Annotated in this window: 21 protein-coding genes; 6 read left to right on the plus strand and 15 right to left on the minus strand. The window is 26.5% G+C overall.

What is annotated here, in order from left to right:
- Window positions 1-8: 8 nt before the first annotated feature.
- Together CRU91_RS05380 and CRU91_RS05385 are read left to right on the plus strand one after the other, a co-directional pair.
- Complete coding sequence (locus CRU91_RS05380; protein ID WP_113894167.1) at window positions 9-269, plus strand: hypothetical protein; 261 nt, start codon at window positions 9-11, stop codon at window positions 267-269.
- Window positions 269-1,363, plus strand: a complete 1,095-nt coding sequence (locus CRU91_RS05385) for a YeeE/YedE family protein (protein ID WP_113894169.1) — start codon at window positions 269-271, stop codon at window positions 1,361-1,363. Before CRU91_RS05380 ends, CRU91_RS05385 begins: the two co-directional genes overlap by 1 nt.
- A 16-nt stretch (window positions 1,364-1,379) precedes the next feature.
- Here the strand turns inward: CRU91_RS05385 and ftsZ are convergent, their stop codons facing one another.
- From ftsZ to blaOXA, 11 genes are all read right to left on the minus strand, one after another.
- Window positions 1,380-2,528 (minus strand): cell division protein FtsZ, encoded by a 1,149-nt coding sequence (gene ftsZ, locus CRU91_RS05390; RefSeq protein WP_113894171.1) that lies wholly within the window; start codon window positions 2,526-2,528, stop codon window positions 1,380-1,382.
- Entirely contained in the window at window positions 2,528-3,922 is a 1,395-nt protein-coding gene (gene ftsA / locus CRU91_RS05395; RefSeq protein WP_113894173.1) for a cell division protein FtsA, read from the minus strand. Before ftsA ends, ftsZ begins: the two co-directional genes overlap by 1 nt.
- Before the next feature lie 3 nt (window positions 3,923-3,925).
- A complete protein-coding gene (locus CRU91_RS05400) occupies window positions 3,926-5,392 on the minus strand; it encodes a peptidylprolyl isomerase (protein WP_113894176.1) in 1,467 nt (488 codons plus the stop codon).
- A 62-nt stretch (window positions 5,393-5,454) separates the two neighbouring features.
- Window positions 5,455-7,788: an AAA family ATPase gene (locus CRU91_RS05405; RefSeq protein WP_235826957.1), complete on the minus strand. Its 2,334-nt coding sequence runs from the start codon at window positions 7,786-7,788 to the stop codon at window positions 5,455-5,457.
- On the minus strand, window positions 7,775-8,140 hold the full coding sequence (locus tag CRU91_RS05410) for a hypothetical protein (protein WP_113894178.1): 366 nt from the start codon (window positions 8,138-8,140) through the stop codon (window positions 7,775-7,777). Before CRU91_RS05410 ends, CRU91_RS05405 begins: the two co-directional genes overlap by 14 nt.
- The gene (gene arsC / locus CRU91_RS05415) at window positions 8,130-8,486 is read right to left on the minus strand and encodes an arsenate reductase (glutaredoxin) (protein ID WP_113894180.1); all 357 of its coding nucleotides are present in this window, start codon (window positions 8,484-8,486) and stop codon (window positions 8,130-8,132) included. The genes CRU91_RS05410 and arsC overlap by 11 nt, the downstream gene beginning before the upstream one ends.
- Window positions 8,487-8,574: 88 nt before the next feature.
- Entirely contained in the window at window positions 8,575-9,834 is a 1,260-nt protein-coding gene (locus CRU91_RS05420) for an ATP-binding protein (protein ID WP_113894182.1), read from the minus strand.
- Window positions 9,835-10,055: 221 nt separating this feature from the next.
- Window positions 10,056-11,987 (minus strand): TonB-dependent siderophore receptor, encoded by a 1,932-nt coding sequence (locus CRU91_RS05425; RefSeq protein ID WP_235826958.1) that lies wholly within the window; start codon window positions 11,985-11,987, stop codon window positions 10,056-10,058.
- Window positions 11,988-12,219: 232 nt separating this feature from the next.
- Window positions 12,220-12,426, minus strand: coding sequence for a hypothetical protein (locus CRU91_RS05430; protein ID WP_113894186.1), 207 nt, complete (start codon window positions 12,424-12,426; stop codon window positions 12,220-12,222).
- 187 nt (window positions 12,427-12,613) lie between these two features.
- Window positions 12,614-13,462 carry an aldose 1-epimerase family protein gene (locus CRU91_RS05435; RefSeq protein WP_113894188.1) on the minus strand — a complete coding sequence of 283 codons (849 nt, stop codon included), beginning with the start codon at window positions 13,460-13,462 and terminating at the stop codon, window positions 12,614-12,616.
- Window positions 13,459-14,217, minus strand: a complete 759-nt coding sequence (gene blaOXA, locus CRU91_RS05440) for a class D beta-lactamase (protein ID WP_113894190.1) — start codon at window positions 14,215-14,217, stop codon at window positions 13,459-13,461. Before blaOXA ends, CRU91_RS05435 begins: the two co-directional genes overlap by 4 nt.
- A 161-nt stretch (window positions 14,218-14,378) precedes the next feature.
- On the opposite strand from blaOXA, the gene CRU91_RS05445 reads away from it, so the two are divergent.
- The gene (locus CRU91_RS05445; protein ID WP_113894192.1) at window positions 14,379-15,572 is read left to right on the plus strand and encodes an ATP-binding protein; all 1,194 of its coding nucleotides are present in this window, start codon (window positions 14,379-14,381) and stop codon (window positions 15,570-15,572) included.
- Between the two features lie 30 nt (window positions 15,573-15,602).
- Here CRU91_RS05445 and CRU91_RS05450 read toward each other — a convergent pair whose 3' ends face one another.
- Window positions 15,603-17,699: a heavy metal translocating P-type ATPase gene (locus CRU91_RS05450; protein ID WP_113894194.1), complete on the minus strand. Its 2,097-nt coding sequence runs from the start codon at window positions 17,697-17,699 to the stop codon at window positions 15,603-15,605.
- A gap of 2 nt (window positions 17,700-17,701) precedes the next feature.
- A complete protein-coding gene (locus CRU91_RS05455) occupies window positions 17,702-18,043 on the minus strand; it encodes an ArsR/SmtB family transcription factor (RefSeq protein ID WP_113894197.1) in 342 nt (113 codons plus the stop codon).
- A gap of 111 nt (window positions 18,044-18,154) precedes the next feature.
- Here CRU91_RS05455 and CRU91_RS05460 point away from each other — a divergent pair, with 111 nt between their 5' ends.
- Genes CRU91_RS05460 through CRU91_RS05470 form a run of 3 tightly spaced genes read left to right on the plus strand, consistent with a single transcriptional unit; the run spans window position 18,155 to window position 20,362 of the window.
- Window positions 18,155-18,532 carry a DUF302 domain-containing protein gene (locus CRU91_RS05460; RefSeq protein WP_113894198.1) on the plus strand — a complete coding sequence of 126 codons (378 nt, stop codon included), beginning with the start codon at window positions 18,155-18,157 and terminating at the stop codon, window positions 18,530-18,532.
- 7 nt (window positions 18,533-18,539) lie between these two features.
- Window positions 18,540-19,346, plus strand: coding sequence for a ribonuclease HI (locus CRU91_RS05465; RefSeq protein ID WP_113894200.1), 807 nt, complete (start codon window positions 18,540-18,542; stop codon window positions 19,344-19,346).
- A gap of 47 nt (window positions 19,347-19,393) precedes the next feature.
- Window positions 19,394-20,362 carry an aldolase catalytic domain-containing protein gene (locus tag CRU91_RS05470; RefSeq protein WP_113894201.1) on the plus strand — a complete coding sequence of 323 codons (969 nt, stop codon included), beginning with the start codon at window positions 19,394-19,396 and terminating at the stop codon, window positions 20,360-20,362.
- Window positions 20,363-20,386: 24 nt separating this feature from the next.
- On the opposite strand, the gene CRU91_RS05475 is transcribed toward CRU91_RS05470, so the two are convergent.
- Window positions 20,387-20,899 carry an HPP family protein gene (locus CRU91_RS05475; RefSeq protein ID WP_113894202.1) on the minus strand — a complete coding sequence of 171 codons (513 nt, stop codon included), beginning with the start codon at window positions 20,897-20,899 and terminating at the stop codon, window positions 20,387-20,389.
- A gap of 53 nt (window positions 20,900-20,952) precedes the next feature.
- Entirely contained in the window at window positions 20,953-21,507 is a 555-nt protein-coding gene (locus CRU91_RS05480) for a TetR/AcrR family transcriptional regulator (protein ID WP_113894203.1), read from the minus strand.
- Window positions 21,508-21,547: the final 40 nt, after the last annotated feature.

Raw genomic sequence — 21,547 nt, forward strand, 5'->3', positions numbered from 1 at the left:
GGCTATATATGAGTAAAATAAAAGAACTTGAAAATATTTTAAAAGATGATGTACTAATTGAAGTAAATGATGAGATAAAAGCAATAGAAAATATGCTACAAAAGAAACAGGATAAAGATTTAGAAATAGAACTTGAATATTATAAAGATATAAAAAAATTCTATGATGAAGCTTTAAATCAAATATCTAGAAATGAGTTAAGTGAGGAAGAAGCAAATAATATCTTACTAGATTTAGAAGATATGAGAGCTGATGAGGATGAAATATAATGTTTGAAGATTTTGAAACTTATGAAATTGTCAATATTTTAGGTCTAATTTTAGGACTTTTATTTGGTGCAATTGCACAAAAAAATCAATTTTGTTTTAGCGGTTCTATAAAAGATTATATTTTAGTAAAATCAACAAAAAGAGCTGCTTCAGTTCTAATGGCAATGATTGTTGCAATTATATCTACAACTATTGTAGTAAATATTTTTGATATTGATGTTACACAAAGTGCTTATTTCAAATCAAATATCAACTATTTTGCTATTATTTTGGGTGGATTACTTTTTGGTAGTGGAATGATGATTGCTGATGGTTGTAGTAGTAGAAGCATTGTAAAATTTGGACAAGGTGATTCAAATGCAATAATTACTCTTTTGTTTATAGCAATTTTTGCTTATGCTACAACAAAAGGACTTTTATATGGTATTTTCAATCCATTTATAAATAATGAATTTTTAATAGAAATTTCAAAAAATATAGAAAATTTTCAAGTAAATATTTTTGCTGTTTTAGCTGTTTTGATATTTATTTTAGCAATATTAATAAAAAAAGTAAAAAGAGTTTTTTCATTATATGATGGAGTATTAATAGGGTTATTAGTAAGTTTTGCTTGGTTCATAACTGGTTATATAGGAAGTGAAAGTTTTGAAAGAACAATAGAACTTACTAGTATTAGCTTTGTATATCCTAGTGCAAAAACCTTAGAATTATTTACATATTATGAAGTAAATGAACTGTCTTTTGGTGTTTGCATAGTTATTGGGGCATTGATAGGAACTTATGTTTCATCTTTTTTTAATAAAAAATATAGCTTTGGTTGTACAGCAAATAAAAATTTAAATAAAGTAAAATATAATATGATTGGTGGAAGTCTAATGGGAATTGGTGGAATAATGGCAATTGGTTGTACGGTAGGACAAGGACTTAGTGGTCTATCAACTTTAGCATTTAGTTCATTTTTAGCAATTATTTCTATATTTATTTCAGGATATTTTACAGGGAAAATATTACATAAATACGATAAGCTTCCAATGTGTTTTATATTTGAATGGAATGATAAAGAAAAAGAAAAACCTATAAATTATGATATATAACTAAGGATTTAACTCCTTAGTTAAGAGAATATTCTACAGTATAACCTCTCATAAGAGGTGGAGTATCAAGAGTGCTTTCTGTTGATTCAACTTTAGCTGTTTCTAACTCTTCTTCGCCATCTTCTATATCTTCATCTTTGTTTTCATTTTTTGATTCAAATCCAGTTGCTATAATAGTAATTTTAACTTCATCTCTATCAAAAGTTGTATCTGTTGTAGTTCCAAAGATAATTTGTGCATTTATATCAACTCTATTATTAATTCTTGTCATAATATCTTCAATAGCAAATAAAGATATTTCAGGATTTATAGTAAAGTGTATTAAGATACCTTTTGCTCCATCTAAAGGAACTTTTTCAAGTAATGGAGAATTTATAGCATTTTCCAATGCTCTTATAGTTGCATCTTCTCCTTTTGCTTTACCAATTCCCATTAAAGCAATACCTCTATGCTTCATAATAGTTTTAACATCAGCAAAGTCGGCATTTATATCTGCTCCACTTCCTGGATTTAAAATAACCTGACTCATTCCATTTACAGCTTGATATAAAATATTATCAACTATTTTAAAAGCATTTCTTATACCAAAAGTTTCATCAACTGCTTCTTTTAGCTTATCATTTGCTATAACTATCAAAGAATCACTAACTTTTTTTAGTTCTTCAAGCCCTAAGTTTGCTAAACCAGCTCTCATTCGACCTTCAAAACTAAAAGGTTTTGTAACAACTGATACAGTTAAAGCTCCAACTTCTCTAGCAGCTTTTGCTATTATTGGAGCAGCACCCGTTCCAGTTCCTCCTCCAAGACCAGCAGCAACAAAAACAATATCTGCACCTTTTAAAGTCTCTTTTATCTCTTCATAACTTTCTAATGCTGAATTTCTACCAACTTCAGGATCCATTCCAGCACCAAAACCATTATTTATACTATGACCTAATTCTATCTTTTTAGGAGCTTTTGAAACATGAAGTACTTTTAAATCTGTATTTGCAACAATCAAATCAATCATATGAGTACCTTCATCAATCATATGATTAATCATATTACAACCACCTCCACCAACTCCAATAACTGCAATTTTTGGAAGGTTATTTGACAATGCTTTTGTAGGCATCTTTTCTGTTACAGTGATATCATCTATTCTAAATAAATTGTTATTTTCCATTAAAACCACTCCGATAATTTATTCCAAACACTAGATATACCTTTTTTCTTATTTTTTTCCAAAGGCTCTAAAATTGTTGTTTCGTTACTTCTTATTCTCATATCAGGAGAATGATTTCCTTGATTAGATTGGTTGTTTATAGTAGAAATTGATATTTTTTCTATAGTTTTACCTTTTCTAATAGGACGAATAAGCTTTTTACTTGAATCTAATTGATAACCTCTGTTTATTCCTAAAGCAAACATAATAAGTCCAACAACAGTTGATTGACTTGGTTCATCGAAACTAATTCTAAAAGAATTTGGAAGATTTTTAGGAGTTGCAACAGATACTGGAATTCCTTCAAAAATCTTTTTAGTAAGATCTTTTATTCCACCAAGTTCACTCATTCCTCCAGTTAATACTATTCCAGAACCAATATTATCTAGTAAAGCATTCTTTTTTAACTGATTTTTTACTAAAACTATTATCTCTTCAACTCTTGCATGAATTATAGTTTGAATATAATCAAGTGCAACTTCAGAAAAATTTTCTTCATCATCAATTCTAGGAATTGTAACTTTAGATGGTCCTAAATCTCCATTACCAGAATAATCTTTTACCAAAGACCCATAATCAATTTTTATCTTTTCAGCAGAAGTTATAGGAGTGTGTAACATAACAGATAAGTCATTTGTAATATTTTTTGAACCAACAGGAATAAAACCATTATAAATAATAGAATTCCCTTTAAAATATACAAATTCTGTTGTTGTAGCACCAATATTTATAACAACTGCACCTATTTTCTTTTGTTGGTCATCTAAAACAGCCAAAGATGAAGCATAAGAGTCTAAAACAAATCTTACATCATCTATTCCAAAAACTTTTAAAGCTGATTTTATATTTATAAGTGCATTTCTTTTTGCAGTTACTATATAAACTGCAACTTCCAATCTACTTCCATTCATAGAAATTGGATTATCAACCTCTTCTTCATCAACCCTAAAAAACAATGGAATTACATGTACAACTTCGTATTCAGGAAGAATTATAGAGTTTGATAATGCCATTTGCATAGCTTGATTAATATCTGATTCTGTTACAAGTCCATTTGGAATATTAACTGCTCCACTTCCTTTTATACCTTTTGTATAGTTACCCGAAATTGATACAACAGTTGTTCCTATTGCTTCTGTTACACTCTCTTTTGCTTTTAAAATAGCATCTTTAATAGTTCTTGAAGCATCTTCAATATTTGTTATTAAACCTTTATTCACTCCTGTACTTTCTTGAGTACCAAAACCCAAGATATCAACACTATTATCTAAATCATATTTCGGTTTAGAAATAACTGCTGTTGTAGCACTAGAACCAATATTTATTGTTAAAAATATATCATTTATATTATTCAATTGCTACTCCTTTGTAGTTTCTATAGATGTTTTTATCTTAAAGCTATTTTCAAGTTTTTTAAGAAGATTTGACATTAAATCACCTTCTTGAATTTGTCTTATTTCATCTTTTATAAAATTATCTTTTGATTTATCATAATCTACCATTTTTGAGCTATTTACTCTATATAAAATAGCTTTTGAACCAACTCTAATAACAGACTCTTTTTGTGCACTAGCAAATAATTGATTTAAAAACTCAATAGACTCTTTTTCGTTTAATCCTTGAATTTTAGAAGCACTAGAACGGTTAATTCCAGATACATCAGTACCTTTAAAATCTTTTAATTGGTTTTGTGCAGTTTCATCAAGTTTTTTAGATTTTAAATCTTTTGTTAAATCAATTAATAATTTGTCTTTTGCATCTTCATAAGATAAAACAGAAGATGGATTAATTTTTGCTAATTTTACTATATAAAATTTATCATTTTCAAAAAATGGTTTTATAATTTCTGTATTTTTTGCTTCTTTAATTCTTTCTATATTTTCAGCTATAAAAGGTAATTTACTATCTTCAACAGTTATTTTTTTATCAAAATTATCTTCACCTTTTTTAAGATTTAAGTATAAAGTCAAAGCTTCTCTTTTTGTAAAGTTCTCATCTAAATCTTTAATTACTTGTGCTTTAGCTTCTTCAAAAGATTTCAATTTTCCATCTTCAAATTTATAATCACTCTTAAACTTTTCATAATGAGTTTGTATCTCTTCTTCAGTAGAATTTGCTGATTTTAAAGCCAACTCTTTTATCTCTAAATCATAAGATATTTCGCTTTTATAAAAGTTTTTATTCTCTTCATAAAACTTTTTTGTATCATCTTCATTTGCAATTACTTGCATATCATCTAAATTTAAAATTTTATAAGTTATATCATCTTCAATAAATAATAACTTACTAATATTTTCAACTTCATTAGCTGTTGGCTCGATATTAAATAGTGCTTGAATCTTTTGAAATAGAATAGAACTTTTTAAACTCTCTTCGAAATCTTTTGGATTCATTCTATTTTGGTTTAAAAGTTTTATATATTTATCTTTATCAAATCTTCCATCTGTTTTAAACTCTTCATAGTTTATTAGTTCTCTTGCTATCTCTTCTTGAGTCACAATCAAACCTAAATCGCTTCCATAAGCAATAATCAAGTTTTTTTGTAAAAGTTGAGAAAATGCAACATCACTTAATCTTAATTGTTCTGCCAACTCTTTATTAAATGAATTTCCAAAAAGTTGTGCATATTGAGAATATAGTTTTGAATACTCTTGATTATATTCATCTATTGTAACCTCTTTATCTCCTACAACTGCAACTACTCCACCTTTTGAACCATAATCATAAGAGCCCCAACCAACAAATCCAGCTCCAACAAATGCTATCGTACTAATCCAAATAGTAATAACTAACCACTTTTTATGCCTTTGCATCCAAGTTATCATAAAATTAAATCCTCTAAATTTTTTTTAGATTAGATGATACAAAAAAGTTGCTTTTATGTTATTTAAACGATTATCGTTTCTACATTTTTTGAATTAGTTATCTTACTATTTTTACTCAATAAATCATTTATAATAGATTCTCGTATTGTAACTTCTATTTTTTTACAAGCACTTTTAAATGCTTCATCTTCTCCAACTATAAAACACATCTTTTTTGCTCTTGTAATTGCAGTATAAAGTAGCTTTGTATTGTGCATAATATAGTGCGAAAAACTCATAGGAATAAGTGCATTTTCATACTCCATTCCTTGTGTTTTATGTATAGTTAAACAATATGCTAAAGATAAAAGATTTTGAATATAATCAAAGTCATAAAACACTACCATATCATCATTTGGATATAAAACTATACATTTTTGTTCATCAAAATCAAGTTTTATTATAAGCCCTAATTGTCCATTGTAAACACGTCTTTCCATATATTCACTAGAGTTACTTTTATACATACTCATAGTTTGTGCTTTCATATTTTCATTTTTAGTATGAATTACTTTATCAGTTAGTTTGTATTCAAACTCTTTTATCTTTAAGCTTTTTGATTTAGTATGATTAAATAATCTTTGAAGTTCAATATTCAGATTTTCAACTCCTAACATTCCACCTTTCATAGGTGTAATAACTTGAAACAAAGTTAAAGCTTTGGATATATCTTTATTTTTTATATGTTCATAATATTGTTGTATATAATCACTTGAAATATTTAAAATATTATTCAAAATATATTCACTATTTTCACCTCTAATATTTGAAAATTCATTTGAGCTTAAAGAATTTTTTCGTGAATAATAGTTTGAAATAGAGACATCAACAAATCTGAAATCTTCATATTCATCTTTATAATTTGGCAATTCGCCTTTTCTTATATCGTTTGCAATAACAGCAATTGCTTGATTTTCATTTTGTCTATAAATTTTTGTAAGTTTACAAATAGGTGCAAGTTCATATTTTATAGCATCTGCTAGTATATTTCCTGCTCCAATAGCAGGAAGTTGCCCATCATCTCCAACAATGATAAAAATTGTATCATCATCTATTTTTGAAATAATTTGATAAAAAGTAACTGAATTTACCATAGAAGCTTCATCAAGTAAAATGGCTTTATATGGAAAAAAATCTTTCTCTTTATGCTTAACTAATAAACTTTGAATAGTTGAAGAGTTATATCCTGTTGTATCGCTTATTCTTTGACTTGCAATTCCACTTAAAGCAATAGTCATAATGTCATCATAACTCATGATCTCTTCAAGAAGTTCAAGGATTGCTCTACTTGAAGTTGATTTTCCTGTTCCTGCATAACCTATTAAAAATAGAGTTTTTTCACCACTATTTATAAGTTCAACCGCTTTTTTTTGCTCTTCACTCAAAGAAAATCCCAAAGTATTCTCTTTTTTTGCTAAATAATCATCAAAATGTTCTATTATTTTTCTATTTTTTTCATCTTTTCTTCTATTAAAAAAATCTAAAATATTTTTTTCAGCAAAATATAGCATTGAAGGGGCTAGTCTATTCTCTTTTGTTGTATATACTTCCTCTTTTGAAAGCATTTCAATTATAACTTCTTCATACAAATGCTCTTCATTTATAAATCTTAAATTGTCATCTAAAAGCTTATATAAGTGAAATTTATCTATTGATGAATTTCCATTGTTATCACAAAACTCTCTTAGAGTGTAGTTTACACATGCTCTTATTCTAAAAGGAGATTTTGGATCAATTCCCAAAGCTTTTGCTATCTCATCTGCTCTTTTAAACCCTATTCCTTTTATATTTATCAAAATATATGGATTATTTTTTATTTTTTCTATTAGATTATCAACTTCACTAAATGTTGCATAAACTTTAGTAATTAGGTTTGAAGTTACTCCAAATTTTCCTAAAAAACTTCCTAACTCTCTTAAGTGCTTAAATTTATGCCAAGAATCGACAATATTTTTTAATTTCTTCTCTTTTATACCTTTAAATTTGAGTAATTCATTTGGATTTTTTTCTAAAATTTCTATCAAACCATCTTCATTATATTTATCCAAAATCTCATTTGCTGCTTTTTTTGTAAAACCTTTCACAATTTTTGTTAAAAAGAAAAAAAGTTCATGCTCTTTTACTTGCAAAGTATCAAACTCAAATTGAACACCATATTTATTATGTGTTGCCCAGTTTCCACTTAAAAGTATCTCTTCTCCTACAATTTTTTCAATATCAGCATCAAAATATGTTCCACAAATCTTTTGATTGTTCTCTAAAACTGCTATTATATACTTTGTTTCATCATTCTTGTAAAGAACTTTTTTTAAAACTCCACTTAAATTGTATTTTTTCTCTTCTTTAATATCCATCATCAAATCTATCTTTTCTGTGTTTATCTTTTTTATATCGGCTTTTATTTTTCTCTTTTTGTAGTAAATTTGCATCTTTTAAAAGTGTTGCTCTTTCATCTTCAAAATTATCACTTGGGTTTTTTACAAAATTCATACTCTTTTCTATAAAAAGATTAAGAGTTATATAATAATCAGTATATAGCTCCACTTTGGGAGTTTTAGTCATATCTTCATAGTTTTTAAAAGTTCTTTTGATGAATACATCTTTATCAAAATTTTCAAGTTTCAATAAAGTAATTGTCCTAGTAAAAAATTTCTCAACAACTCTTATATATCGTATTCTTAACTGCTTTTCATTTAGCTCAAAATTCATTCAATAGCTCTTTTAAGTTCTCTATTGGTCTTGCAATAACTGCTTTTTGCCCTTTTATGATAATTGGGCGTTGAATTAAAATAGGATTTTGAACCATTATATCGATAAGTTTTTCTTCATCATTTTCATTTTCTAAATCCAAAGTTACATATAATTCTTCATTATCTCTGATTAACTCTTTTGCTTTTATATTTAACTTTTTTAAAACATCTTTTAGTTCAGCTTTTGTTGGAGAATCTTCTAAATAATTTCTAACTTTTGCTTTAATATCTTTCATATCTAATAATGCCATAGCATCTTGAGATTTTGAACAGTTTTGATTGTGCCAAATTTGAATATCTTGCATAAAATACCTTTTTCATAAAGTTTTTTATTATATCCAAATATTTTTTATAGTAAATAAAATATTACAAATTGTAATATTTTGTTTATTTCTACTTTAAAGAAAAAATAAATTTCTCAAAACTCAATACTTCAATGTCATCTATACTCTCGTTTATATTATAAGTAATCAATAAATTTCTATATCTATTTTCTTTATTAAAATATGAAAAAGCATTCAGTTCTCTTTGCTTTGTTTTAGCTTCACTTATATCATAAGATACTTGATATAATTTATTTGTATCAAAAAAATCTATCTCTTGTAAGTCTTTTAAATAATATAAATTTTCAACTCTTTGATTTAAAACTATAAAAACCATATTTTCTAAACTCATTCCAAAATTTGTAGAAAATTTTGGTGCAATTTGTAAAAAACCATTATCTAATGAATATATTTTTTTAAAAGATTTTACAATCTCTTTTTGTTTATTATGAAATTTATCCAATCTTTTTAGTAAAAAAGTATCTTCAAAATAATTTATATACTCTTTTATAGTTTTATCACTAATATCAAAAGTTTGAGATAAAGTAGTGTAATTTATCAAATTTGTAGAATTTGATAAAAGATAAAAAAATAGCCTCTCTAAAATTTGTGAATTTCTTATTCCATATCTTGGAACAATATCTTGATATATAATATTTTTTACATAATTTAGCAAAATCTCTTTTTTTATTAACTCATCTTCTACATCAAAAACCTCATAAAATCCACCCCATTTTAGATACATTTCTTTTGCTCTTTGGATTTCTATATGATTTGATATTTGTTCAAATTCATTTGAATATTTTATATTTTTATAATCCAAAAACTCTTTGAAACTAAATGTATTTAGATGAATATTTAAGCTTCTCCCACTCAAAAGAGTATTAAGTTCATTTGAAAGCATAGAAGAATTTGAACCAGTTATGATATATTTAATATCACTTGTTTCATATTTACTTTTTATATAAACTTGCCAATTTTCAAAATACTGTATTTCATCAAATATACAATATACTTTTCCTTTCGGATTGATAAGCTTTAAATACTCTTCATATATCACACCTAAAAATGAGGCATCATTTTTATACTCCAAAAACATAGGATTCTCTAAATTTATAAAAAATATATTTTGTGCATTTACTCCACTATTTATTAAGTGATTGATAGCTTGTTTAGATAAAGTACTTTTACCACATCTTCTAATACCAGTTATTGTAATAATCTGTTTTAATGGTAAATATGAGATTAATTTATCTAAGGCTTCTCTTCTTACACTTTTATAAACTTTATTTTGCCAATGCGGATTTTGTTCTATTAATATATTTTTCATTATACTTCCTAATTATTTCAGATTATTAAGTAGTATAGTACTGAAAAATTATAAATTATTCAATAGTATAGTTTTATTATCAGAATTTTAATCTCAAAATTAAATAAATACTTTGAAACCCTTGCTTAAAGATATTATGGAACTGGGACTTTTATTTTGGAAATTGGACTTTAGTCCAATCACTATAAAATATCTGGGACTAAAGTCCCAGTTCCGAAAATCTAAAACTCCATTTTAATAGAAAATGCAACAGCTCTTGGATCACCTAATTGTTGAGCATTAGTCCAATAAACTTTATCTGTTAAATTTTGTACATTTAAGTTAAAAGTTGTAGGATATTTATCTAATTTAGTTTGATATCTCAGTCCTGCATCATATAAAGTATATGAAGGCAAAACATCAGTATTTGAACTGTTTGCATAGCTTTTACCCGTATAGTATGCTCCAGCATTTATAGATAAACCATTTATATATGGAATATTATACTCAGCAAATAATTTTGCCATTTTTGTAGCAGCTTGAGTTGGTTTTTTACCTTCGAGAGATTTATCACTATGTTTTTCTACACTTAAATCCATCAAAGTTCCACCACCCATAAGTGTTAGATTATCCGTAACTTTTCCTGTAACTCCAATTTCTATACCTTGATGTATAGCTTCTCCATCTTGAGTTAAAGTAGGAAGTGGTGTTGTAGGGATTTCATAAGAGTTTGCCTTTTCTATTCTAAATAATGAAGCTGTTAAAAGTGCTTTTTCATCTAGCATACTATATTTTGCACCTATCTCATATTGAGTACTTTTATATGGATCTAAAACTTCATTTACATTTTGATACCAATCTTCAACAATCTCTCCAGCTTCTAAACTTTCCATATAAGTGGCATAAGTTGTAAGATTTTCAAATGGCTTATATATCAAAGATAATGTAGGAGTAAGTTCAGATACATCATATTTTGAACTTTGTACACCACTTCTATAACTTGTATCTATAACAGTTGTATAATTTGCTCCAACCAAAGCACTCCAATTATCATTAAATACAATATCATCTCCTATTAATATATTTTTATATTCAGTTCTCCAACCAAGCTTTCGTGGTTGTGTTCCTGAAATACCATTATCAGACCAAAAAGAATTGTCAGGCTTAGCAAAATTTTTTAAATCACTTAAACGTATATCATTAGTAAAATTATAGTGATTTCTAAGGTCTGATGAAAAATAACTTTTTGTTGAATTTAAAGAGTGACCAATTGTTAAAGTGTGACTAATATTTCCTGTATCAAACTTTGAATCTAAAAATAGATTTAACCCATAGTTTTCAATTTTTGCCCAAGACCCTTTAACAAGATAAGAGTTATTTACCATTGCATAACCATTTTGTACAAATAGGACTGCACTATTTTGTTTGGATTTTGTTTCTTCATAAAATAAATTTGTTCTTAAAGTAAAAATATCATTGATATCATATCTTATACTATTTTCTATCTTATTTGATCTAAATTCACTTTCTATCCAATCAGGACTATAACTTTGGCTTTTATTAATACTTGCTCTATCAAAACCTGATGATGGGTTAAAACTATTATCCGATCCTTTTGTTAAAATATCTTTATATGAATATTTTATATCTGTATAAAAATTATCAGTTGGCTTCCAATCAAACACAAAACTTATAGCTTTTTGTTCTTTTGTAGATGTATCAGATAATTCTCCGTCTTGATATAAACCGTTTATTCTATATCCAAAAGTATTATCTTCATCAAACTGTCCACCTAAATCAATATGTCCATAATATGACTCTTTTCCATAACTACCTATTGAGATATTTCTTAAATCTTTTGTTGTTGGTTTTTTAGTTATATAATTGACTGCTCCTCCAACTCTTCCACCACCATATAAAAATCCTGTTGCACCACTTATAATTTCTACTCTTTCTATATCTTGCATCATTGGTGTGCTTGCACTTTGATGTGCAGAAGGTATTCCATTAATAATGGGATTATAAACAGCAAATCCTCTCATAGTTGGAAAAGAGCTATCACCATTACCATTTAGTGCTCTAGATAATTGTTGAGTTGTTGGATTCATTTTAAAGATTTGTCGCATATCTTTTGCTTGTACATTTTCGATTAAGTCTTTTGAGATTATATTCATTGAGTATGGAGTGTCTTGTAATTTTCTTTCATTCCAAATACCAATTCCAGATGTTTCATCTACTAAATATCCACTTTCAGCAGAACCATTTTTATAATTAGAACTAGAAACAGATATTTCATCTAAAACAGTAGTATTACCAAAGTTTTGATATTTTGGTTTTTCTATTATATATATTACACCATCTTCTTGAATAGCTTTTAATTCATTTGGATTTAGTACACTATTTAAACTATCTAATACCGTACCCCCCCCCGAAACTTAACTTTTCTGAATCTACTATTTTATTCTTCAAATCTTTTGATTTTGAAATATATGTTACATTATATTTCTTTACTATATTCTCTACTGCTTCTTGCAAACTTATCTCTTTTGCATTTAACATTGTTCCACTTAACATCATTGATGTTAAAACTGAAATGAAAACTCTTCTTTTCATCTTAAATCCTTTGTATTAATTTTGAGAATTTGTTTCTCTATATAGTAAGACGATTTAAATGAAAAAAATGGACAAATTTACAGAAAGAATTTTCAAATTTGTTAGTTGGAGTTACTTTTTGTAACAAAAATGAGACTATATTTAATGAAAGTATTAAATATTACAATTTATATTTGATAGCAAAACTTTAAATTTCTATACTATAAGAACAATAAAATTCTTCATCTTTTTGTAAAGATAAAATTCCTTTTTTATCTTCTATTTTTTGATTTGTATTTTTTTCATCAGCTATTCCAAACCAAGGTTCTATACAAACAAAAGGAGCATCATTTGGTTTTGACCAAACACCTAAATAAGGAAAGCTATCAAATTTTACTTTTACCATACTTTTATTTTCTGCATTTTTTAAAGTAACTTGATTGATACCAAAATCATTAAAAACTAAAGCATCATCTTTAAATAAATCTTTATCCAAATACAACTTACTATTTTCAAGGTTCAAATCTTGATTTTTATAAATCAAACCTTTCTCATCTAAAAAGTACCTTTTTGTACTTTTTATATTTTCAAACTCCAAAAAATGACCAATTTGAGTATTAAAAGCAGGATGAGCACCTATTGAAAAGTACATCCTATCATCGCTTTTATTTTTCACTTTATATGAGATAATCAAACTATTTTTATCTAGTTTATAACTAATATTTAACTCAAAAAAGAAAGGATAAATCTCCAAACTTTTTTCATCATTTTTCAGTTTAAACTCTATAAAATCACCTTCATTTTGTATAACTTCAAACTCTTTATCTCTGGCAATTCCATGTTGAGAAAGAGTGAATTTTTTATTTTTATAAAAATAACTATCCTCTTTTAGTCTTCCAACTATTGGAAAAAGTATAGGCGAGTGCCTAGCCCAATATTTACTGTTCGCTTGCCAAATATACTCAAAGTTTTCATCACACTTTTTTAAACTATTTAATTCTGCTCCAAAAGATTTGATTTGTGCTTTTATAAAACTATTTTTTATTTCATAGTTCAATCTATAATCCCTTTTATTTTTAAAGCTTCCAAAGTTATAGCTTTTCTTTTTGCTAAATCTTCTTTTGTTTTTGTGTCGATATTTAAAGCAAAAAACCAAATATCAGTTTTTGTTTCAACATAGCCAACATACCAACCATATTTTCCTTCCCAACCAGTTTTTGCAAATATTTTATAATTCAAATTACTCTCATCAAGCATTATCTCTTTTGCAATATTTATATCATCTTTTTTAAATGGTAAATCATTTTTATAAAACTTCTTTAAAAAATCTATTTGCCCAAAAGCTGTTATTTTTAAACTCTCATCTAACCAAAAATCAGCTACATCATCACCTATTATTCTATTTCCATAATCAAGTTCTTTTAAATAATACTTATACTTTTCAACTCCTATTTTTGAAGCAAACTCTTTATAGCACCAAACACAAGAACTTTTAAAAGCTGATTGCAAAGTTTGGTTTTTATTCCAAGAGTCAAATTCTCTTATTTTTTTATCCCAAATAATCAAAGAATCTTTATTTACAACACCTTCATTTAAAGCTACCAATGTATTTGGAATTTTGAAAGTTGAAGCAGGTGAAAACTCTGTATTTGCTCGTTTATCATTGTAAATATCTATTTTCTTTGTGTTTAACGACTCTATTATTATTGTTCCATCAACACCATATTTTTTAAATATTTTTTCAAGTTCTATATCATTTGCCAGTAAATTTACTGAAAATAATAAAACTATAACTAATTTTACAAATTGCATTTTATATCCTTTTTATCACTATTTTTGGAATTCTAACAAAATATTATTCAATTAATATAAATCAAATAATTCTTAAAACTTATTTTAAATATTATATATAAAACTTTAAAGTCTATTTTAAACTTTTATGTTAATATATAAAAAACATTTAAAGGTATTTTATGATTAGATATATTCAAAATAAACAAATCCGAAATATTACTGCTGTAAATTTAGACTTTATAAGAGAACAATATCTTTTAAAACTTACTTCAAAAAATAGACTTGTAGGACTTATTGGACAAAGAGGAGTAGGGAAAACTACTCTTTTACTTCAATATTTAAAACAAAACTTTAAACCTTTTGAATATCTATATTTTAGTGCAGATGATGTTTATATTATCAATAGTTCTATTTATGATATAGCTGATGAATTTGTAAAGATTGGCGGAAAAATCATCGTAATCGATGAAATACATAAATACCAAAATTGGGCAAATGAGATAAAAACTATATATGATAGTTTTCCTGAACTTATCATCCGATTTAGTGGCTCTTCAATGCTAAATATCTTAAATGAAAAATTTGATTTAAGTAGAAGATGTGTGATAAGTTATGTAAAACCTCTAAGTTTTAGGGAATTTTTAAATCTAAGCGAAAATATCAATATTCCTCAACTATCTTTTGAAGATATTTTAAACAATCATAATGAATTAAGTAGCACATTAGCCCTAGAAAATCCAACTTTATATAAAAGTTTTTTGAAATACCTACAAATTGGTTTTTATCCATTTTTTATAGAAGATGAAGAGGAATATAAAAATAAACTTTTTAATGCTTGTGAAAAAATCATCAATGAAGATATTCCTTCTTTAAATAAGATAGAATATACTCACTTAAGTATCTTTAAAAAATTTATAGCCAAACTAATTTATGCAAAAGTACCTTTTAAAGTAAATATTGCTGAACTTTGTAGAGAATTTGGAGTTTCTCATCCTACACTTGCAACATATTTGGAGATTTTACAAAATTCAAAACTTATAAAACCTATCAAAAAACAGTCAAATAATATATCTAAAAAACCAGAAAAACTACTCTTTGGAAACACAAATTTACTTTATACCTTTGCTGATGAATTTGGTGTTGAAATTGATATTGGAACTGTAAGAGAGACTTTTTTTGCAAGTTGTTTTGATACGATTTATTATAGTGATATTGGAGATTTTAGCATAGATGGATATATCTTTGAAATTGGTGGAAAAAATAAAAAATTTACTCAAATCAAAGATACTTCAAACAGTTATCTAGTTATAGATACCGACTATACTATGGAAAAAAACAAAATCCCACTTTGGCTTTTTGGGCTTTTATATTGATAGATAAAATAGCAAAAACTATAACTAATTTTACAAATTGCATTTTATATCCTTTTTATCACTATTTTTTAAAATTCTCATAGAATTAAATATTGCTAGAAGTGCAACACCTACATCAGCAAAAATTGCCTCTTTCATACCAATTATTGCATCTGCTCCTAAGATTAGAAATGCTATCTTTATACTCATAACAAATATGATATTTTGATACACAATAGTTTTTGTTTTTTTAGCTATTTTTATAGCATCACTAATCGCATTTAAGTTATCATTTAAAACTATTATATCAGCTGATTTTATAGCTAAATCACTTCCAACACCACCCATAGCAAAACCTATATCCGAATTTGCTAAAGTTGGAGCATCATTTATTCCATCACCAACAAAAGCTGTGGTTTTAGCAGTTTTAAACTTAATTTCTTCATAAATCTTTAGCTTATCTTGTGGTAAAAGTTCATATTTTACCTCATCAATTCCCAAATCTTTTGCAACTTCTAAAGCAACTTCTTTTTTATCACCTGTTAGCATAAAAGTTTTTAAAATATTTAATTTCTTTAACTCTTCTATAAAACTTTTTGCTTCAGATTTTACTATATCACTTACGACTATATATCCAACAAATTTGGAATTTATTGCAACATAAACAACATTTAAACTATCTTCAATTTTTTCTAATTTTACACCAAATTTTTCAAGTAATCTTTCATTACCAACCAAAATATCGCTATTTAAAACTTTTGCTTTCATTCCTAAACCACTTATTTCTTCATTGAAACTAACTTCTTTTAGATTTAACTCTTTATTGTAAGCTTTTACTATTGATTTTCCTATTGGATGAGTAGAAAAACTCTCAACTAAAGCACAATTTTTAAGTAGTTCATCTTCGCTTATTCCAAAAGATTTTATTTTTGTAACTTCAAAAACACCTTTTGTCAAAGTTCCAGTTTTATCAAAAACTATATTTTCAATCTCAGTCAATTTTTCTACATAGTTTGCACCTTTTACTAAAACACCTTTTTTAGAAATAGCACCAATAGCACTAAAAAATGACAATGGAACAGATACAACTAAAGCACAAGGGCAAGATATAACCAAAAATACCAATGCTCTTTCAATCCAATCTGAAAAATTTGCATTTTCTATAAAAAGTGAAGGTAAAAATGCCAAAAGTACTGCAAGAAGTACAACTATTGGAGTGTAAACTCCAGCAATTTTTGATATAAGTTTTTCTGCATTTGCCTTTTTTGAACTTGCATTTTCTATTAATTCGATAATCTTTGCAATTGTTGAATCTTTATACAAAGAAGTTACTTTAATATATGAAGCATTTGAGATATTGATAAAACCACTTAAAACATTTTCATTTGCTTTTAAAGTTTTTGGTTTAAACTCTCCTGTAATTGCACTTGTATCAAAAGAACTATTGTCAATTAAAATTCCATCAACAGGTACTTTTTCTCCAACTTTTACCAATATCGTATCTCCTATTTTTACATCTTCAGGAGATTTTTGAACTATTTTGTCATCTTCTTGTACATTTGCAAATTCTGGTTTTATATCCAATAAAGAGTTAATACTATCTCTTGAATTATTAACTGCAACTCCTTGGAACATCTCTCCTACTTTATAAAAAATCATAACAGAGATTCCTTCTACAAAATCGCCCAATAAAAATGCTCCAATAGTGGCTATGGACATTAAAAAATTCTCATCAAAGATTTTCCCAGTTTTGAAGTTTTGCAAAGCTTTGTATAAAACATCATAAGCAACCAAAATATAGGCTATCAAATATCCTACAATTTTGTAATCATTTGATAAATAGTTATATGATATGAATGTTAAAACAATTGATATTATAGTTAGTAAAAGAAGTTTTTTATCCAGAAGTTGCCAAAAAGTTCTTTGTGTGTTTTTATCATCTTCTACAATAATAACTTCTTTTTCTATTTTTTGTATCTCTTTTTCTATTTTTTCTCTTAAATCATCTTTGCTATTTTGTTCAAAAGTCAATGTTGATGTTGAAAAATTGAGTTTGACATTTGAAAGTTCTTCCATATTATTTAAAGCTTTTTCTATTTTTAAAGCACAAGAGGCACAATCCAAATTTTTTAATTTAACTTTTTTCATTTTTAACCTTTTGTAATGTGTTCAAGTCCCATATCATAAATCTTTTTGATATGTTCATCGTTGAGTGAATAATAAACCCACTTCCCCACTTTTTTTGATTTTATAATTTTTGCATTTTTTAAAGCTTTTAATTGATGAGAAATAGCTGACTGGCTCATATTTAAAAGTTCACTTATTGCTCCAACACAAAGTTCTTCTTCTTGTAAAACAGAAATTATTTTTATTCTAGTTGTATCAGCAAAGGCTTTAAAAAGTTCTGCTACATCATAAAGTATCTCTTCCTCAACTAAATTTTCCTTTGCTCTATCAAACTCTTTTGAATAATCACAACATCTATCTTTCATTTCTATTACTCCACCAATAAATTATTATATGAATATATGAACAGATAATCATATATAAAAATTTATTAAAGCTACATAAAGATATAATCACCAAAAATAAAAAGGATTTTTATGCAATATATAGAAACATCAAATAAAAGTGTTCAAGAAATAGTAGATGCTATAAAAGAGATAGCTTCAAAATATAGTTTTGGAGTTCAACATATTTACAACTTACAAGAAACTTTACAAAATAAAGGAAAAAATCTTGATGAGGAGTGCCAAATAGTAGATATTTGTAATCCAAACTTTGCAGAAACTTTTTTAAATGAAGATATATCTTTATCTTGTATTTTACCGTGTAAAATTGCAGTTTATACAAAAGATAAACAAACTCATATTGTATTAAACTCTTTAGCTCAATTAGTAGATGATATAAATCCAGATTTAACAGATATCGCAATAGAAGTTCAAGAACAACTTTTAGCAATCATAGATGAAGTAAAATAATCAAAAGATGAATATAGATAAAAACTTTTTAGAACTAATTACTCATAATAATATTTTAAATGAATCACAATTTAATATTTTAGGAGTATCAAACGATAATCCTAATTGGCAAGAGTTGGCACTACAAAAAGATATATCAAAAAATGATATAAATTTACTTATGCTTTTAAAAGGTGATTTTACTAAAAATATTCAAGAACAAATCATAAAAAATTATCATACAGTTTTAGAACACAACAATATAAACGCAAAAGTTTATACTCCAACAATCAAAGAAGAAAATCAAAATATAGAAGATGAAAAAGAACATATAAAAATCTATTGTGATGGTGCTTGTAGTGGAAACCCTGGAAATGCTGGAAGTGGACTTGCAATTTACTCAAATAATAAAAATCCAGTTTTACTTTATGGTGCTTTTATAGAAAATGGTACAAATAATATAGCTGAATTAAATGCTTTACTTAAAGCTTTGATTATCGCTTCGCAAACAAAAAGTGAAAATAAAATCTCTATTTTTGCAGACTCAAAATATGCAATAGATTGTATTACAACTTGGGCTTACTCTTGGAAGAAAAATGCTTGGAGTAAAAAAGGTGGTGAGATAAAAAATCTTGAACTTATCCAAGAAGCACACTATTTATATGAAAAAATAAAAAATAAAATAGAGATAATTCATGTAAAAGGACATAGTGGAGTAGAAGGAAATGAACTAGCTGATAGAATGGCTGTAAATGCTATAAAAGAGAAAAATGAAGCTTTTGCTACATATAATTATGAAAAAATAGAAGAAGTTTTATCACTTAAATCTTATTAAGTGGCTTTTTGATAATATCTTATATATTAAAATTCAAGGGACAATGAATGGTTGAAAAAAAAGGTTCAATACTATCAGTTAGAGAAGATATAAAAGTTTTTGATTGTACAATCAGAGATGGTGGATTGGTGAACAACTACCATTTTAGCGATGAGTTTGTAAAAGCTCATTATGAAGCTTGTCTTGCAGCTGGTGTTGATTATATGGAAATTGGGAAAAATGTATCTCCGACTATTATGAGTGAAGCTGAATATGGAGCTTGGAATTTCTGTAAAGAAGAAGATATAAGAAGAATAGTTGGTGAAAATAAAACAAATATGAAAATCGCTGTTATGAGTGATATTGGAAGAAGTTTAAAAGAAGAACTTAGACCAAAAAGTGAAAGTGTTGTTGATATGATAAGAATAGCAACTTATATTCACCAAATTCCAGCAGCCATTGAACTAATAGAAGATGCTCACTCAAAAGGTTATGAAACAACAGTAAATATCATGGCTATTTCAAAATCTTTTGATGATGAACTTGATGTTGTTTTAGAGCAACTATCTAAAACAAATGTTGATGTTATTTATATAGCTGATAGTTTTGGCTCTTTTTATCCTGAACAAATCAAAAAATTAACAGAAAAATATCTAAGTTTTGCCCAAAAAACTGGTAAACAAATAGGTATTCATGCACACAATAATCTTCAATTAGCTTATGCAAATACTTTAGAAGCTATGATTTATGGAGCAAGTTTCCTTGATGTTACTATCTCAGGACTAGGAAGGGGTGCTGGAAATTGTCCACTTGAACTTTTAATTGGATTTTTAAAAAACCCAAAATATAAACTAATGCCTATTTTAAAGTTCATCGAGGAATATATAGTTCCACTTGAAAAAGAACTTGATTGGGGATATAGTATTCCTTATATGATAACAGGACAATTAAACGAACACCCAAGAGCTGCTATGAAAGCAAGAGATGAAAAAGATACTAAATATAGAGAGTTTTATAAAAATCTAACAACTGAATAAAAAAGGTCATAAAACCTTTTTTATTTAGAACCAATACTGTGGATAAACTCTATTTTTGTGCAAATTATTATAAAACAAACTTACGATTACCAAAATAACGGCACCAACCAAAGTTGGAAATACCAAATAATCCCAATTAGCACCCAATAAAAATATTATTAATGGATTTGAACCTGCTGGTGGATGAACTGTTTTTGTAGCCATCATCAAAGCTATTGCAGTTGCTAAAGCTAAAGCCATACTTATATAATCATTTCCTACAAAATGTAAAAAAAACAGTCCTATGAAAGAAGATATAAAATGCCCAAGAATAACATTTCTTGGTTGAGAAAATGCAACTTTAGGAAAACCAAATAGTAAAACACAACTAGCACCAAATGAACCCATAACTAAGAGATTGTCATAAGTTTTTGTAAAATATCCAATAGTTGCTATTGCTATAAAACTTCCAATAAAAGCAAAAACTATCTCTTTGAAAGTTGATCTATCAGCTATTTTTTCTTTTTGCCCAATAAATTTTTTAAGATAATTATTCATTAATTTCCTTTATAAACCAAACGATTGTTTGAATAATAAAACAAAAAAAAAGATTAGATTAAACTAATCAATTTTTCACCAACTTTTAAATAACTTTCAGGAGTTTCATATAAATTCATCATCATAATAGCACCTTGAGTTAATGAAACATACTCTATTGCTATATTTTTTGCTTCATTTCTCCCATATTTGTTTTCAAAGATTTTTATTAAAGCATCTTCCCACGCACTAAAATACTCTTTTATAACTTCTTTGAATTCTAAATTCTCACTACTAACTTCCAAAGCTAAATTCCCTAATAAACAACCACCTTTGCTATTTAAAAAATACTCATCTGTTTTTTTTACAAAAAGTTTCATTTTTTCTAAATCACTTAAGTTTGTTCGGTAAGCAATACTAAAAATATTATCTACAAAATAATTATGAATATATCTTAAAGACTCTATTCCTATTTCATCTTTACTTTTGAAATAGTGATAAATACTACCTTTTATAAGCCCACAAGCATCAGCAATATTTGCCATAGAACAGTTGTAATAACCTTTTGTTTTAAAAAGTTTTATAGACTCTTGTAAAATCTCTTCTTTTGATGTTTTTTTAATTGCCATATTTTATCCAAACGATTGTTTGATAAAATTTTAGTTGGAT

Origin of the sequence: Aliarcobacter vitoriensis, from assembly GCF_003316695.1 — a bacterium.
Classification (GTDB): domain Bacteria; phylum Campylobacterota; class Campylobacteria; order Campylobacterales; family Arcobacteraceae; genus Aliarcobacter; species Aliarcobacter vitoriensis.